This is a genomic window from Arthrobacter sp. ov118 (genome assembly GCF_900116495.1).
GTDB lineage: Bacteria > Actinomycetota > Actinomycetes > Actinomycetales > Micrococcaceae > Arthrobacter.
The window spans coordinates 73,744-89,277 of sequence record NZ_FPAY01000006.1; the positions used below are offsets into that span (position 1 = coordinate 73,744).

16 protein-coding genes are annotated in these 15,534 nt (G+C 66.2%); 6 read left to right on the forward strand and 10 right to left on the reverse strand.

The features are described 5' to 3' along the window. Positions 1-45 precede the first annotated feature (45 nt). The 3 genes from BM372_RS12580 to BM372_RS12590 form a co-directional block, all read right to left on the reverse strand. Positions 46-444 (reverse strand): VOC family protein, encoded by a 399-nt coding sequence (locus BM372_RS12580; protein ID WP_090955725.1) that lies wholly within the window; start codon positions 442-444, stop codon positions 46-48. Between the two features lie 199 nt (positions 445-643). Then, the gene (rfaE2, locus tag BM372_RS12585) at positions 644-2,200 is read right to left on the reverse strand and encodes a D-glycero-beta-D-manno-heptose 1-phosphate adenylyltransferase (protein ID WP_090955726.1); all 1,557 of its coding nucleotides are present in this window, start codon (positions 2,198-2,200) and stop codon (positions 644-646) included. Next, entirely contained in the window at positions 2,197-3,654 is a 1,458-nt protein-coding gene (locus BM372_RS12590; protein WP_090955728.1) for an aldehyde dehydrogenase family protein, read from the reverse strand. The genes rfaE2 and BM372_RS12590 overlap by 4 nt, the downstream gene beginning before the upstream one ends. A 290-nt stretch (positions 3,655-3,944) precedes the next feature. Here BM372_RS12590 and BM372_RS12595 point away from each other — a divergent pair, with 290 nt between their 5' ends. Together BM372_RS12595 and BM372_RS12600 are read left to right on the forward strand one after the other, a co-directional pair. Then, positions 3,945-5,189, forward strand: a complete 1,245-nt coding sequence (locus BM372_RS12595; RefSeq protein ID WP_090955730.1) for a glycosyltransferase family 9 protein — start codon at positions 3,945-3,947, stop codon at positions 5,187-5,189. A 76-nt stretch (positions 5,190-5,265) separates the two neighbouring features. After that, positions 5,266-6,210, forward strand: a complete 945-nt coding sequence (locus BM372_RS12600) for a glycosyltransferase family 9 protein (RefSeq protein WP_090955731.1) — start codon at positions 5,266-5,268, stop codon at positions 6,208-6,210. A gap of 408 nt (positions 6,211-6,618) precedes the next feature. Here BM372_RS12600 and BM372_RS12605 read toward each other — a convergent pair whose 3' ends face one another. Then, positions 6,619-6,948, reverse strand: a complete 330-nt coding sequence (locus BM372_RS12605) for a GlsB/YeaQ/YmgE family stress response membrane protein (RefSeq protein WP_371261739.1) — start codon at positions 6,946-6,948, stop codon at positions 6,619-6,621. A gap of 345 nt (positions 6,949-7,293) precedes the next feature. Here BM372_RS12605 and BM372_RS12610 point away from each other — a divergent pair, with 345 nt between their 5' ends. Together BM372_RS12610 and BM372_RS12615 are read left to right on the forward strand one after the other, a co-directional pair. After that, positions 7,294-7,551 carry a hypothetical protein gene (locus BM372_RS12610; RefSeq protein WP_090955736.1) on the forward strand — a complete coding sequence of 86 codons (258 nt, stop codon included), beginning with the start codon at positions 7,294-7,296 and terminating at the stop codon, positions 7,549-7,551. A 2-nt stretch (positions 7,552-7,553) separates the two neighbouring features. Continuing rightward, a complete protein-coding gene (locus BM372_RS12615) occupies positions 7,554-7,979 on the forward strand; it encodes a hypothetical protein (protein ID WP_090955738.1) in 426 nt (141 codons plus the stop codon). A gap of 17 nt (positions 7,980-7,996) precedes the next feature. Here BM372_RS12615 and BM372_RS12620 read toward each other — a convergent pair whose 3' ends face one another. From BM372_RS12620 to BM372_RS12635, 4 genes are all read right to left on the reverse strand, one after another. Continuing rightward, positions 7,997-8,788: a YqjF family protein gene (locus BM372_RS12620; RefSeq protein ID WP_177235990.1), complete on the reverse strand. Its 792-nt coding sequence runs from the start codon at positions 8,786-8,788 to the stop codon at positions 7,997-7,999. 20 nt (positions 8,789-8,808) lie between these two features. Further along, positions 8,809-9,210 (reverse strand): DUF1622 domain-containing protein, encoded by a 402-nt coding sequence (locus BM372_RS12625; RefSeq protein WP_090955740.1) that lies wholly within the window; start codon positions 9,208-9,210, stop codon positions 8,809-8,811. Positions 9,211-9,252: 42 nt separating this feature from the next. Continuing rightward, entirely contained in the window at positions 9,253-10,173 is a 921-nt protein-coding gene (locus BM372_RS12630; RefSeq protein WP_090955742.1) for an SDR family oxidoreductase, read from the reverse strand. A 125-nt stretch (positions 10,174-10,298) separates the two neighbouring features. Beyond that, positions 10,299-11,198: an MSMEG_6728 family protein gene (locus BM372_RS12635; protein ID WP_090955744.1), complete on the reverse strand. Its 900-nt coding sequence runs from the start codon at positions 11,196-11,198 to the stop codon at positions 10,299-10,301. A 231-nt stretch (positions 11,199-11,429) separates the two neighbouring features. Between BM372_RS12635 and BM372_RS12640 the strand changes: the two genes are divergently transcribed. After that, on the forward strand, positions 11,430-11,966 hold the full coding sequence (locus BM372_RS12640; protein WP_090955746.1) for a hypothetical protein: 537 nt from the start codon (positions 11,430-11,432) through the stop codon (positions 11,964-11,966). Between the two features lie 155 nt (positions 11,967-12,121). On the opposite strand, the gene BM372_RS12645 is transcribed toward BM372_RS12640, so the two are convergent. Beyond that, the gene (locus BM372_RS12645) at positions 12,122-12,781 is read right to left on the reverse strand and encodes a transglycosylase family protein (protein ID WP_090955747.1); all 660 of its coding nucleotides are present in this window, start codon (positions 12,779-12,781) and stop codon (positions 12,122-12,124) included. 327 nt (positions 12,782-13,108) lie between these two features. Here BM372_RS12645 and BM372_RS12650 point away from each other — a divergent pair, with 327 nt between their 5' ends. After that, positions 13,109-14,164, forward strand: coding sequence for an adenosine deaminase (locus BM372_RS12650; protein ID WP_256214231.1), 1,056 nt, complete (start codon positions 13,109-13,111; stop codon positions 14,162-14,164). Between the two features lie 110 nt (positions 14,165-14,274). On the opposite strand, the gene BM372_RS12655 is transcribed toward BM372_RS12650, so the two are convergent. Then, the gene (locus tag BM372_RS12655; RefSeq protein WP_090955934.1) at positions 14,275-15,249 is read right to left on the reverse strand and encodes an aldo/keto reductase; all 975 of its coding nucleotides are present in this window, start codon (positions 15,247-15,249) and stop codon (positions 14,275-14,277) included. Positions 15,250-15,534 lie beyond the last annotated feature (285 nt).

Genomic DNA, 15,534 nt, shown 5'->3' on the forward strand with positions numbered 1-15,534 from the left:
CCGGCTCAGCGTGCCAGCTGCGCCGGTGACCGGCGGCCCGGGAGTTCAGCCCATGAATTCGTTGAGGGCCAGAACGTTGCCTTCAGGGTCCATCAGGAAGGCCGACTTGACCTGGCCGAAGTCTATGATGTCGCCGGCCACGTTTCCCTCGGTCCCGCCGAAGCTGGCCGGGGATGGTGGCTGGAAGTTGGCGCCACGGGCCTTAAGTGAAGTGACCAATTCCTCGATACCGGTGACCATGAAACTGATGATCGGATAGGACGGCGGAACCCGGTCTGGGATCTCGCTGAGGGCAATGGTGGATCCGCCGGCGGCCCCGAAAACCATGGGGTCCTCGGCAGGGCCGGAGAGAAGGTCGAGGCCGAGGACGTCCCGGTAGAAAGCGCGTGCGCGGTCTCCGTTTTGTGCCGGCAGGATCGGATTGACGTAGAAACGGTGGAGCATGCCGGGCCTCCTCCTTGGCAGAGCGCTTGCTGACACTTCCATCGTTGCAGAATTCGCGCGGCTTCGGAGGCGTTCTTTGCGCCACGCCGTTGTCGCTCTTGCTGCGGCCGCGCCGGACTGCGGCCGCGCCGGACTGCGGCCAGGCCGCGGTGGTCTATTTCAACCCTAGTAGACCCTGCTGGTCCACGACCTGACGCAGCTAGGCTTCCGGAATCGGCGCACCTTCCCCGTTGCGGATGCGCTGCACCATGGCCGTGGTGGAACGTTCGGGAACGTAATCGAGGATGATCACCCTGCCGCCGTAGGTTTCCACCGCCTCAGTTTCCGCCAGCATCTCAGGTGTGTAGTCGCCGCCTTTGGCATAGATCTCCGGGCGCAGCTGTTCGATCAGTGGAATCGGAGTGGGAGTGTCGAAGACAGTTACGTAGTCCACGCAGCTCAGGGCCGCAATCACGGCGGCTCGGTCGGCGACGCTGTTGATCGGACGGCCCGGTCCCTTGAGCCTCCGCACCGAATCGTCGCTGTTCAGCGCTACGACCAGGATGTCACCCAACTGTTTGGCCTGGTTGAGGTAGCGGGTGTGGCCGCGGTGCAGGACGTCGAAGCAGCCGTTGGTCAGAACTACGCGCTGCCCGTCGCCGCGGTGTGCCCGGATATGCCGTTCCAGTTCATCAGCGCTCAATGCCGTGTCCGCGAAGCTTTCCAGGTACCGGCTCAACTCGTCGGTGCCGCAAACTGACGTTCCCGGATGATGGACCACCACGTCCGCAGCCGCCTGCGCCAAGTCGAGACTGGCCGTCAGCGGGAGCGAAGCGGCACGGGCCAGGGTCAGGGCTGCCACGAAGGTGTCCCCAGCACCCGAAGCCTGTTTCTCGGTGGCCGGCCGCGCCCATGTCCGGTGCGTGTTTCCGGTGGCAGGGATGAGGACAGTGCCGTCCCGGTCCAGGGTGACCACGACGGCGTTCGCCCCGGTCTCCTGCAAAAGTCGGCCTCCGTGTCTGACCACCGTTGCCGCACGCTCCGGGCCGTTGCCAAGCCGAACATCCAGCAGCTTCGCCGCTTCCTGTGCGTTTGGGGTAACGAGGTCCGGTCCGAGTCTCGCCCACGGGCGCGGATCGTGTGCATCCACTACAACCAGGGTGTCCTGGCTCCGCCCGGCAAGCGATTCGATGAGCCGGGTCCGGACCTTCCCGTCGAGGATGCCCATTCCGTAGTCGCAAATCACCACTGCATCCCGGTGTTTGACGGCGGCTGGCACAGCTGTTGCGAGGGTCGCCAGGGCGTCGGGCGGGACTGTTGCGGTGGAATCATCGAAACGGAGCAGGACCTGGCCGCCGCTGCTGATCCGAATCTTGGTCGTGGTCACGAGATCCGGGTGTTCATACAGCAGAATGGTGTCCACGCCCGCGGCGGCGAGTTGCCGCCTGAGTTCCACCCCGGCGTCGTCCGTTCCAACGACGCCGGCTACGCTGACACTTGCGCCGAGGGCGGCGAGATTCATGGCTGTGTTGGCGGCACCGCCCGGGGCGAAATCCCGGCGCTGTATGTCCACCACGGGCGCCGGAGCCTCCCGGCACATCCTGTCGATCGAGCCGCTCCACCAGCCGTCGAGCATGAAATCGCCCACCACCACGATGGAGGCGCGTTCTTCGGCGAGCCTTCGCGGAAGCCAGGCGGCAAGGCCCCGCTGCTCGGAAAGCGCCAAGTCGCCGTCGCGGTTAAGCCCGTCAGCACCCGTTGACCCGATGCCGCTCATGATTCCTCCCCTCCGGCCAGCGCCGCTTCCGCGGCCAGTCCGCTTTCGCTGTCCGGTGCAGGGGTCGGCGGAACGGCGATATGCACCACTTTCACCCTGGTGAACTCGTCCAGCAGCTCCGGTCCGTAACCAAAACCGTGGCCGCTTTCACCGCGGGGCTCTGCGGACCCGCCCGGAGCTCCGCCGAATACTTCATTGACTTTCACAGTTCCCACCGGAAGCGCCGCCACTGCCTGCTGGGCGTGGGCGATGCTGCCGGTGAGGACGCTGGCGGCCAGTCCATAGCGGCCAGCCGCGGCGCGCCGGAGCCCTTCCTCAAAGCTGTCCACCACGCACACCGGCGCGACCGGGCCAAACGTCTCCTCGACCATGACATCCATGGCGTCGGTGCAGTCCAGGAGCACCGTGGCCGGGTAGAAAGCGCCAGGCCCGTCCGGGACCGTGCCGCCCTCCGCTGCCCGCGCGCCCAGCAGCAGCGCCCCGGCCACGTGCCGGTGCACGGCGTCGCGCATCCGGGTGTCCACCAGAGGGGCAAGCCTGTTATCAAGGTTACGGTCCTGGGCCTGCTCCACCAGTGCTTTGCAGAAGCGTTCGGCGATGGCCCGGTGGACGTAAATCCGCTCCACCGACGTGCAGATCTGCCCGGTGTTGCTGAAGGCCCCGATCGCCGCCTGTTCCGCGGCCCACGTTGGGTCCACGTCCTCGTCCACCAGCAGCGGATCGTTGCCGCCGTTTTCCCTGATTACATGGGCCCCCGTCAGCACGGCGGCGCGTGCGATGCGGGCGCCCGTTTCGCTGGATCCCACGTGCGCGAACATGTCCACGTCCAATTGCTGCGTGAGGAGGTCGCCGAGGCCGGCCCCTCCGGTCAGGGTGAGCAACACGTCGGGCGGAAAGATCGGTGACAGCACCTCTCCCAGCCGCCCGCCAAGGTGCGGGCAGCGCTCGCTCGGCTTGTGGATGGCGGTGTTGCCGGTGACCAGGGCGGCGCCGATGAGCCCGCAGGCGACGGCGACGGGATCGTTCCAGGGCGTCAGCAGCACAGCCACTCCCCGGGGCTCGGCGATGGTGTAATCGGCTGCGAGTACGTTGCCGCGCAGGCTGTGGCCTCGGTGGACGGGACCGAGCTCGGCGTATTGCTCCAGTGCGGATACGCCCGCGGCAATACCGGCGAGGGCTTCCCCCACCGGACGCCCCGTTTCCTGCGCGTTCAGTTCAGCCAGTTCCGCCGCCGCTGCAGCCAGGGCCGCAGCGGCCGCGCGCAGCAGTTTTCCCCGCTCCGCCGGAGCGGTGGCGCCCCAGCCCGGCTGGGCAGCGCGGACAGCCGCCATGGCCCTCGCCACATCCTCCGTCCCTGCCGCGGCAAGGCGGCCGACGGTTTCGCCAGTCCTGGGATTCAGGATGGTGTGCATGTCCCTTGCATTGGCCAGCCCGCTGGCGATGGTCGTTTGCATGTGGCTCCTCACTGTGGTTCGCGGGCACCGTCTGGCCAGACGCACTGGCGTAAGAGACAACCGGTGAGCATTGCCGGGCAAATTCAACTGGCCTCTCTAGGGGATCCGTACCCCCGCGCCGACGGAATTACACGCACCAGCACGAGTTTTCCAAGCCGGCCGGCGACTCTTGCTGGCTAGACTGGCGGGCTTCGTGGACGAAGCTGGCGGGATGGTGCCGGCGCCCCGTATGGTGGCTCCCACGGACTCCACACCGACGTGAGCTGTCCGGAGCCGAGGGGGCGAAAACCATGGAACTCTTCAACGCCGACTTCGGCGGAGCACGCATCATTGGTCAGGGAGTCGGCCCTGTCCTGGAGCCCTTCAGCGGTGTGTCCCGCATTGCAGTGCTCCGGGGCGGCGGCCTCGGTGACCTGATGTTTGCGCTTCCCGCGGTCGCGGCACTCAAGGCCGCTTACCCGGAGGCCAGCATCACGCTGCTGGGCGCACCGGTCCATGCGGAGCTGCTGTCGCAGACCCTGGGACCGGTGGACGAGACCGTGGTTTTGCCCTTCTCCGAAGGTATCCGGCCCGGCCCGGAAGATGACGGCGAACTGGAAGAGTTCTTCGCGGCGATGCGTGCCCGGAACTTTGACCTGGCCGTCCAGGTGCACGGCGGGGGACGGTACTCCAACCCGTTCCTGCTCCGGCTTGGGGCGCGGCATACGGTGGGCACCAGGACCGCGGACGCGGCGCCGTTGGAGCGGACCGTGCCGTACCTGTACTACCAACATGAACCGCTCCGAGCCCTCGAGGTGGCAGGATTCGCCGGCGCCCCACCGCGCGAGCTGGAAGCCCGGCTGCAGGCGCTCCCGGAACTCAGGCGGGAGATTGAGCATCAGCCCCCGCCGCACAATAACCTTCTGCCGTACCACTCTCCGGAGCCGGACAACGGACAGCATGACCGCCGGGTGCTCGTGATCCATCCCGGCGCGACAGACCCCCGCCGCCGCTGGCCGGCGGAACGCTTCGGGGCGGTGGCCCGGAAGGCAGCCGATGACGGTTTCCGGGTTTTCGTTGTGGGCGACCACAGTGAAAAGGAACTGGCCGAATCGGTGGTGGCGTACGCTGTCGAGCATTCCCGTTCAGGGCGGCCTCATCCAGTGCAGGCCGGCGCATCCAATGGAGGCCACCCGGCAATCGAGTCCTTGGCCGGCAAGCTCAGCCTGGGCGAACTGGCCGCACTGCTGTCGGACTGCAGCCTAATGGTGGCGAACGACAGCGGACCGCGCCACATCGCCCAAGCCTTGGGCACCCCCACCGTGGGCATCTACTGGGTAGGCAACGCCATCAACGCCGCTCCGCTGGGGCGCAGCCTGCACCGGATCCACCTCGGCTGGGAGACGAACTGCGAGGTGTGCGGCATCGACGTGACACAGGTCGGGTGGGCCGCCGCCCGGTGCATCCATGACGAGTCCACCGTGAAGGCCATCGACCCTGCAGAGGTTTATGAGGATGTCCTCCAGCTCACGGCCACGAGTCCTCGTCCTCGGTAGCCCACCGTCTACTTCGTGGCGTTAGACTCCTCACAGGCGGCGTCCGCCAGGGGCCCCACGAGGGGAAAGACGGCAGTTGGAAGCATCGAACGGTACGCACAAACAACCAGTCCTGCTGGTCCTGCGGGCGTTGAAGCTCGGCGACTTGCTCGTTGCTGTGCCCGCGCTCCATGCCCTGCGCCGTGCGTTTCCGGAGCACCGCCTGCTGTATGCGGCCCAGGACTGGTTGGAAGACGCCGTGGGTCTGGTGGGCGGATACGAACTGCTGCCCACGCACGGGCTGGACGTCCCGATTCCGATTGAGGAAGGAACCGTGGACGTGGCGGTTAATCTTCACGGCAGCGGACCGGAGAGCGACGACCGACTGGCTGCCATCCTGCCCCGGACGATCATTGGTCATCGAACACCGGCATGGCCCGGCCCTGCGTGGATCAGCGAAATCCACGAACGCGAGCGATGGACCAGGCTGCTGCAGTGGCACGGCATCGACGCAGAACCAGACGATTACCGCCTCCTGCCTCCGGCTGTTCCCAGCCCGTCTCCCGACGCCACCGTGCTGCATGTCGGTGCCGCGTACGGCAGCCGGCTCTGGCCTGAGGAAAGGTTTGCCGAAGTGGCCCGCTCGTTGGCAGGAGACGGCCATCAGGTCCTGTTTACCGGAAGTTCCGCGGAGCGTGCGCGGGCGCTGGACGTTGCCCGGCTGGCCGGGTTGCCGGAGTCCAAGGTTCTCGCGGGGCGGTTGCGGCTGGCTGAATTTATGGCATGCGTTGCGGAGGCCCGGCTGGTGGTCTCCGCGGACACCGGCGCCGCGCACCTCGCCTCTGCCTACGCCCGGCCTTCGGTTGTCCTTTTCGGGCCGGCCCCCGCGGAAGTGTGGGGCCCGCCGCCGGGACCACACATTGTTTTGACCGACGCCCAGGTGCGCCGTGGCGACACATTTGCATCCACACCTGATCCGGCCCTGCTAGCCGTGTCAGTACAGGATGTTTTGGCGGCGGTAGGTGAGCTCCGGCTGTCTTGAATTCGGCGGCGCGGAGGCCAAGCTCGGTTTTCCCGTTCCCGAGTTCTATGACGCACGGAAGGTTCCGGCACGGCCCTTCCCTCACATGACCGGATCCCGCCGCCGGGGTCAGGTCACAATTGTCCTGTTATGGCACTGCAGCCACTGAAAGGCGTCAGATTTTGCGTCGGGCCCGGACGCTCGCGGCACCCTGGGCTGTCCATCGGAAGTCGGGAGCTGCTGGTTCTGTTACGTCGGAACTGAGCGCCGCAGTCAGCACGGCTCCGTCCGGGAACCAGGGCCGGTGTTGTCGGGCTTCGCCGGCTGGACGGGTCCGAGGGTGAAGAGGATGCTAGCAGACCTTCGCGGCCGTGGTACCCAGCACGGCAATCGCCCGCCTGACGACGTGCGAATCATGTCGCGGCGGTGCTACACCCTGCTTTTGCGCTCCGCGAGGGTGCCGTGGATGAAGGGGGCAATAACCGCGGAGAGGATGGCTACGAACCAGGTCCGCAAGTCGAAATAATCGCCGATGCCGCCGCCGAAGATCAAAGAACCGGTCCAGCCGCCGATGATGGCGCCCGCGACACCCAGAACGAATGTGGCAGTCCAGCGCCCTGTCTGCCCGTCGGGAAGTATCATCCTGGCGACAATTCCCGCGATGAGACCGAGGATCAGATAAGCCAGTATCGCCATGGTTGCGCCTCCATTCTGAAACACTTTCCGGCGATTCACTTCGCATTCCGATTTAATCAGCATGCTTAGTATCATGCAAGGCTGGATTTGGCACCACGGTGCGAAATCCGCGAGATACATCCTGCCCGAACCAGGCAGATCTCTGACGGGGCCATTCGCTTTGCCGCTGGAAACCCGGTCCGCCTTCAGGCCGGGCAGCGCCGGAGCCGAAGGCAAGGTGGTACGGACTGCTGGAGGCCCTTGCGGAAGTATGTACAAGCTCCGGCGGTGCAAGATACGATCACTGCAGAGCCTGCGCAATGCGAAGGCCTTCGCAGGGCCCCTCCCGGCGTAGTGCAGCGTCTGGAGGCAATGGCGGCTGTAGCATCACGGCGCCACACAGACTGCACCCTGAGGAAAGAGCCTGTCATGGCCACCTCCCATTTCCAGCAGTTCCTTGACGACGCCACTTGTCCGGCCCCCGACACGGACAGCCCGTTGGGGCCGGACTGCCTCTACGGGCTGTATACGAGTTGGTGCCTGCTCCACGGGATGACACCTAAAAGTGGTGCCCGCTTCCGGGCGGGGATGCGCTTGTGCCGGGTCAATATCCGCAGCGGCAAGCTGAGGATGAAGGGACGCGCCGCAGCAGATTACATCCTCACCAGCTATCCGTACTCCGGCTGATCATGTCCCCGAGCTTTCACGGCTTCCGACGCGACGGGGAACGGGCGCGCATTCCGCCGGTGATGTGTGAGCACTGCGGCACTGACAGCTACCTCGTCATCAGGTCGGTGACCGAACTTCCGGACCATCCGGCCGACGTCGTCATGGTGTCCTACACGTGCGAACGGTGCCGGCTCTTCAGGGAACATCCGGCCCGGGTCGCCGACCTGTGCATGGTCCTCGGCCGCGCGGAACCAAGCGGGGACGTACTCATATTCGGCGGCTACTACCTGCATTGCGGACGACCGATGGCAAGAGCGGGGTCAGAACTCCGTCGGTTGTCCGCGCCCAAGTCCACCGAAGGCGACGAAGCGGACACACTGGAGGTTTACCTCTCCACCCGGGTCCTTCGATGCGCGTGCGGCTTCCAAATGGAACTGCCCGAATGACCCCGTGAGGGCGACCCTCAGTGGGCGCTGTGCAGGACCCGCGGTCGGCCAAACTGTGTGTGGACACCGGGCGAGAAAAGGACAGATTCGGGTGGCCCGGCGATTTCAATGCCGGCAGCGCTTATTAGTTGATCGTCGAGATGGATCAGGTGAGCCGGGTACAGCGGCCACGCACTGTGGGCATTGGGAATATAGACGGTCTTGCCTCTGAACCGGGAGTGCAGGCCGAACCGGGCCGTTAGGTGAATCGACAGGGGATCGGTCGCTTCGACGTCGAACTCCGGGCCGACGGTGAAATCGCTCCGGGCGCCGCCCCGGAACCGGCGGACCGAAAACCCAGCGCTCGGGGGCACAGCGTCCGGGCGTACCACGCTCGGGCCCACCACGCGCGGCCGCACCAGCCCCGGGAGTTCCCCGTCACCCACGAAGCTCGTGCGCGACCAAACATAGGGGATCCCCGCGGCCCGCGCAGCGAGCACCGGCGCCAACCGCGACGCATCCAAAGTGAGGAAAACTACTCCGCGCGTGCCGTCCGGTTCGCGGGAGTAGAGGCGCACGTTGACCTCTATGAAGCTCCCGAAATACGGCACGCCCGGCCCGCGTCCCAGACCTGCGTCCCGCATTCGGAAGCCGATTAGCCCCACCCACGCGGATCCGTCAAAGTTGTCCGGTACCACACCCCGAGGCATAAACGACGCGGCCACCGGTTCCGGGATGCGCCAATGCAGGAAGACGGCGTGTATCCACCGCTGGTCCATGATGACCGGGGCGGGAAGGTCAGGAGCCTCGGGCCACGGATCTAGTTGCATTCGACCACGCCCTCCTCGGTTCAACCGGCTGCAGAAGAGGCGGAAGAAGTGTCAGATGCACCTTCGCGCTCACTCTGCCAGGGCCAGCGGCCGGTGATTTCCAGCTCGAGCGAAAAGCTCAGGAAGGTCCGGATGAGCACGATAACGGCCAGCACTCCGACGCTTTCAAACGTGGGAGTTACGGCGACGGTACGGATGATATCGGCCGCGACCAGCAGTTCGAGCCCGAGGAGGATGGAGCGGCCCAGCAATTGCCGGTAGGAGCGGTAGACCGACAGCGGCGCGGAGCCCGTCGGAAGGCGTCTCGGCTGGAATCCACGCAACGCAAGGGGGATGGATATGACGGCGCCGAACACCATGACGGCCACCCCGGCGAAGTCCATGAAGGCGCCGGCCGTTTCAATGATGTGCTGGAGATCCATGGTTCCCTTCGGAGAAATGGGCAGTGAGCTTCAAAGCAAACTTTAGGGGTGCCGGACACCGATGCCGGCAAGAATGGCCCGGTAACCCTCCCGGAAACTTGGGTACTCGAACTCGAAACCGGTGCCGCGCAGCAACGCGTTGCTGACTCGCTTGTTGCCGCCCCGTGCGGGTTCACCGCCCGACGTCGACGTGCCGCCTGTGGTGCCGCCGTCGCCGCCCGGCGTCGAAACCCTCGCGGACTCCGGCGCCGGCTGGGGGAGTCCCAGCTCGGCCGCCAGGAAACTCAGTACGTCGCCGAGCTCGGCAGGTTCGTTGTCCACGCCCGCATACACGGGCCCGGGGACCGCGTCCATGGTGCACAGGTGGACGATTGCGGCAGCGGCGTCGTCGCGGTGAATCCGGTTGGTGAAGCGCGACGCGGCCGGAATCACAGCGGTTCCGCCGCGCACCTGGTCGATGAGCCTCGTCCGGCCGGGACCGTAAATCCCGCCAAGCCGCAGCACGGTCGGGGTGATGCCCGTGCCATTTAGGCGGCTGAAGAGGAGTTCCTCCGCCTCGCGGATGATGCGGCCTGAAAACCCGCCGGGTTCCGGCGTCGTGCGTTCATCCATCCAGCCGCCGCCGGCGTCACCGTAGACCGCAGTCGAGGAGACAAAGAGGATCCGCCGGACGGCCGCTCCGGACGCCGTTACGGCGTCCAGCACGTGTGCGAGGCCGTCCACGTAGGCGGCTCGGTAGGCGCTTTCCGTGGGGGCGTCAGCGGCTATGGCGACGACGACGGCGGTCGTGTCGGGCGGGATGGGCGGCAGCTTGTTGGCACTCAGGTCCGCGGCGGCGCCCTCGATTGCGGCCGGAAGCTTCTCCGGCGAGCGGCGCCACCCCACCACGCGATGGCCGGCGGCCGCGAATCGCAGCCCGGCTTCGGTGCCCAAGTCGCCGCAACCGGCCAGCAGTACAGTCATGAGGCAAGTCTGCCAGCCCTCAGGAAGCGCCGCGGCCAGGCATGGGTAAATCTTGAAGTGATCTTGACGGCCGCGCCCCGCCGCCGGCCGCCGCCCGCCGGCGTCGGACTACCGTCGCCCCGGGGCTACCGCGCCGGAATCGGGAAGAAGACCCGCGGGTCCTGCAGCAGTGCCGGGTAGTCGAAGGCTGCGCGGTCCACGATCTCGTCAACCTGGAAATTGCGCGCGAACTGCCCCTCCACGGTGATCGGACGGCCCAGGACCTTGCCCACGGCGAAGGATCTGCCGCCCTCGACCGGGATTGCCACCACTGAGTTGCCGGGAAGAGTGGTGAACGCTTCTTCCTGTTGCTGGCGCTTGCGGGTGGGCTTCTTGACGAGCTGCTTCGGCGGCAGCTTGCGCTCCTTGCCCGGACGGCGGGAACCCGACTCGGCGTAGACGAACTGGTAGTCCTCGTCGCCGGCTGCTGGCCGTGCGCGTCCAACGGGCGGAAGGCTGACGGTCTTCAGCTGCTCGGGCTCGGTGTCGCCAAGGGGCAGGCGCAGGACCCACATCCGGTCCCCGGCAGGATCCTCTGGCAGGAGCTCGTGCCTCGGCTCGGGCCAGACATACTCCAGATCCGGGTCCGTGTCCGGAAAAGCCTTTGTGTAGAACCGCGGATCCTTGGCGATCAGGCGGGACCGGTGGCTGAGGTGGAAATCCGGCTCGCCCAGCCACGGGGGCATCGGAATCTTGGCGGCGTAGTCGGGGTGTGCCGCCTGCGGGGCGAACTCCATGATCTTCTCCCGCGTGGTGTCCTCCCCGCCGCGGGCGGTCCATTCATCCACCATAGCGAGGCCGTACATGGTCAGCGCAGGGACATGTCCCATCCACATCCGGACCGCCGGGTGCGACCGCCACCCGTACTCCGGAATCACCAGCGCCCGAAGAATCTGCAACGCTTCAACGCGCTGCTTGCCGAGCCGCACGCGGTCCAAGGCCGCGGCGCTCTGCTGGAAATCGGGGAAGGGGAGGAAAGTCTGCATCTCTCCAGTTTGAGGCCACCAACCAAATGCGCCAATTGCAGATGTGCTGGTGAGAGTGCTCACATCCCGAAACAAGGCAGACAGGGGTGTTGATGAGCGGATAAAATAACATGAACCACAACCTTCGCCCCGGAAGACACGCCCATGCCACAGACAGCAGAACCCCAAACAGTAGAGCCTAAATCAACAGCAGCTCCAGCGCTGGTGCCGTTTGCGCCCCGGTATGGACAAATGCTGAGCCCCGACGCCAACGGAATCGTTGTGCTCGAAGAAGTCATTCTGGACCCGGTCGCAGCCCGCAATGAACAGCACAAGTTCCGCGCAGCAATGGCCTCGTTCGCACTGACGATGCGGCGCCTGATGGCCCTTCGCCTCTTCATCGCCGCTGTGGCCATCGCCAACCTGCCGCTGTTCCTGCTCAACACCGGCTGGGAGATCTACGCAATCTCATTGGCCCTAGTCCTCGGCGTCCACGCCGCGGTGTCCTGGCTGAACCGCCACGAACCAAAGCTCCGTCAGCGTCGCATGCTGGAACTGCACCTGAACCGGGAGCGCAGCGCCAATTACCGCAAAGTCCGTGACGCGGTGAAGTACGTGATCGATGCCCCCGCCCGCATGAACGAGAGCCTGTACCTCGAACTGCTGGCAGCCAAGCGGGTCGGCCTGCACCTGGCCATGGGTACGGTGGCCCTGCTGGACACGAGCGACGACGCCGCGTGGAAACTCCGGATTGTCCGCGAAATCCCGCAGGTTGCCCTGGCAGCTTGAGTAGTTCAAGGGCTTGATCGGTTCCGGCAGCCTGAGCAGTCAGCGCCTGCCCGGCCGAAGTCAGCCCAACCGACGTTTAGTCGAAACAACGCCGGAGCCCACCCGAAAGGGTGAGCTCCGGCGTCGTTCGTTAAGTCGTTCTTTAACGTCCAGCCCTAGGCGGGAAGCTGCAGCACCTGGCCGGGGTAGACCCGGTCGGGGTTGCTGATGGTCGCCGTGTTCGCGTCGGCCAGCGAGTGCCAGCCTCCAGCGATGTTGAGTTTTTCGGCGATGGTGCTCAGCGTTTCGCCGCTCCGGATCGTGTAGGTCTGGCCGCTCACGGCAACCGGTGCGACGTGGCGGGGTGCCGGGACGGCTGCCTTGGGGGCTATCTGCCGCGCAGGCACGCTGGCCGGGGTGGAAACTGCGGCGGTCCGCTTTGGTGTGGTCGCGCTCTGCGGAGCCACGGCGGCGCCGCCGCCGCTCAGGCCAAGCTTCGCGGCGCAGGCTGGCCACGCGCCCCAACCCTGGCTGGCCTGCACCTTCTGCGCGACGGCGATCTGCTGCTCGCGGCTGGCGTTCGCCGCGGACCCCGCTCCGCCGTAGGCCGCCCACGTGCTTTGGCTAAATTGCAGCCCACCCGCGTAGCCGTTACCTGTATTGGTGCCCCAGTTGCCGCTGCTCTCGCACTGGGCGAGGGAATCCCAGACCGAAGCTGTGGTGTTCGCGGGTGCAGCCGCGTTCGCGGCGGTGGCGGACAGTGCGACGGAGGCCATTGAAACAGCCGCCAGGGTGATGCCGCGGCGCGCGGCAGTGCTATAGGTGAATTTCTTCATGGCTCAGAATGCTCCTGAGGGCCACCAGCGCTCGGTCCGTCCCCGGACGTTATCGCGCCACTGCCCGCCCCCGACGATTGAGGTCATAGCGGTGTCTACCGGTCGGGCAGTAGCTGGTGGTGGTAGCACCGGGCATGCAATACCCGGTTGCCGGGCATGCACACTAGGCTAAGGCAGGCCGCGCCCGTTATCAAGCTGTTATTTTCGCCGTTTCTGCCGTTATCATTCCAGCCGGTCTTAGGCCGCCCCCGCCGCGGCCGAGCCGGGAATGCCGGGAATGCCTTCGGCTCTAGCGGCGGCGGGCAGCGCCGGGCATATCCTTACCGGATGGAAACGAACGACGCCGGGGCCCAGTTGAACGCCGAAGAACCGGAATCCGCGGAGCTGCCCGAGGAAGTACTCGAACTCCCTGTGGCTGAACTGCACTTGCACATCGAGGGAACGCTGGAACCGGAGCTGATCTTCGCGCTCGCGGAGCGCAACGGGATCCAGCTGCCGTATGCGGACCTGGACGAGCTCCGTTCCCGGTACGAGTTCACGGACCTGCAGTCCTTCCTGGATTTGTACTACGCGAACATGGCGGTGTTGCGGACGGAACAGGACTTCGCGGACATGACCCGTGCCTACCTGAGCCGGGCGGCGCTCGCCGGCGTGCGGCATGCCGAGATCATGCTGGACCCGCAGGCGCACCTGTCCCGTGGAATATCGCTGGAAACGTGTGTCAACGGCGTGGCCTCGGTGCTGGCGGGATCCTTCGAGGAGTTCGGCATCTCCACCCTGCTGATCGCCGCCTTCCTGCGCGACCTCTCCGAGGATTCCGCCCTGGAGGTGCTGGAGCAGCTGCTCGCCATGGGCGCCCCGATCGCCGGAATCGGCCTGGATTCGGCCGAAGTGGGCAACCCGCCGGAGAAGTTCCAGCGGCTCTTCGCCCGGGCCAAGGACGCCGGGCTGCACCGGATCGCGCACGCCGGCGAGGAGGGTCCGCCGTCGTACATCATCGACGCGCTGGACATCCTGGAAGTGGAGCGGATCGACCACGGAATCCGGTGCATGGAGGATCCCGACCTCGTCGAACGGCTCGTCGACGAGCTCGTGCCCCTGACCGTGTGCCCGCTGTCCAACGTCCGGCTCCGGGCGGTGGACATGCTCGCTGCGCACCCGTTGCCGGCCATGCTCGCCGCGGGCCTGAACGTGAGCGTCAACTCGGACGATCCCGCGTATTTCGGCGGCTACGTGGACGACAACTTCGCCCAACTGAAGTCCGTGATCGGCCTGTCCGAGTTCGACTGCGTGCGCCTGGCGGCGAACTCGATCCGCTCCTCCTTCGCCAGCGAAGAGCGCAAAACCGAGCTGCTGGCCGAACTGGCCGACTCCGGGCTCTAACCCCAGACCCGGACCCTCCACCGAAGGCAACGAGGGGTCACTTACGGCCCAATAAAAGCCGCCGATTGGGCGCGAAGTGACCCCGCGTTGCTCGTGGAACCGCCGCGCGCCTAGTCGTCGATCGTGTCCATGTGCGGGTAGCGCGCCCCGGCGGCCGCGCCAGCTGGAGCGAGTTCGTCCAGGCGCGTCAGGTCCTCGGCAGTAAGTTCGACGTCGGCAGCGCCCAGGTTTTCCTGCAGACGGTCGCGCTTCTTGGTGCCGGGGATGGGGACGATGTGCTCACCTTGGGCCAGCAGCCAGGCCAGCGCTAGTTGTGCCGGGGTGCACCCTTTCGCGTCCGCCACCTCCTTGACCCGATCCACGAGTTGCAGGTTTCGGGTGAAGTTCTCGCCTTGGAAGCGCGGGGAGTGCCGGCGGAAATCGTCCGCCGGAAAGTCGTCCGGGCTGTGAAACTGGCCCGTCAGGAAGCCCCGGCCGAGCGGGCTGTACGGAACAAAGCCGATGCCCAGTTCGGCCAGGACCGGGAAGACCTTGGTCTCGGGCTCGCGTTCCCACAGCGAGTATTCGGTCTGCAATGCGGTGATGGGATGGACCGCATGGGCCCGGCGCACGGTTTCGGCGCTGGCCTCCGACAGGCCAAGGTGCCGGACCTTGCCCGCTTCTACCAGCTCAGCCATGGCTCCGACGGTTTCCTCGATCGGAACGGTCTTGTCCACCCGGTGCTGGTAATACAGATCGATGTGGTCCACGCCCAGCCGCTGCAGGCTTGCGTCGCAGGCGGAGCGCACGTAGTCGGGGGAGCCGTTGATGCCTACCCAGGATCCGTCGGGCCGACGTTCGTTGCCGAATTTGGTGGCCAGGACGACGTCGTCCCGCCGACCGGCGATGGCCCGGCCAACAAGCACTTCGTTCGTGAACGGGCCGTACATGTCCGCGGTGTCGAGCAGGCTTCCGCCGGCGTCGAGAAAGGCGTGGATGGTGGCGATGGACTCGTTGTCCTCGCCGTGACCATAAAACTCGCTCATGCCCATGCAGCCCAAACCCAGTGGGGAGACAGTGAGCGAGCCGAGCGTACGGGATTCCATAGATATCTCCTCAATGAAAACGGTGGCGGCGGCCGCCGGCACCTTTTCCTGCTGCAGGCCGGCGCGCGGTTGGCAGACCGCCACTTTAGGCCCATCGGGCCGGGGGCACAACGGGCGGCAAGCCGGGGCGGGAGCCGCGGGGAAGCAACGCGGGGTCATCTACGGCCCAATAGTGGCCTCAGATTGGGCCGTAGGTGACCCCGCGTTGCTCTGGACGAGGCCGGCTGACCCAGTTCACCCTCGCCGGAGGATGTGCCGGGCGGCGTCGGGCGGCAGAGTGCACGT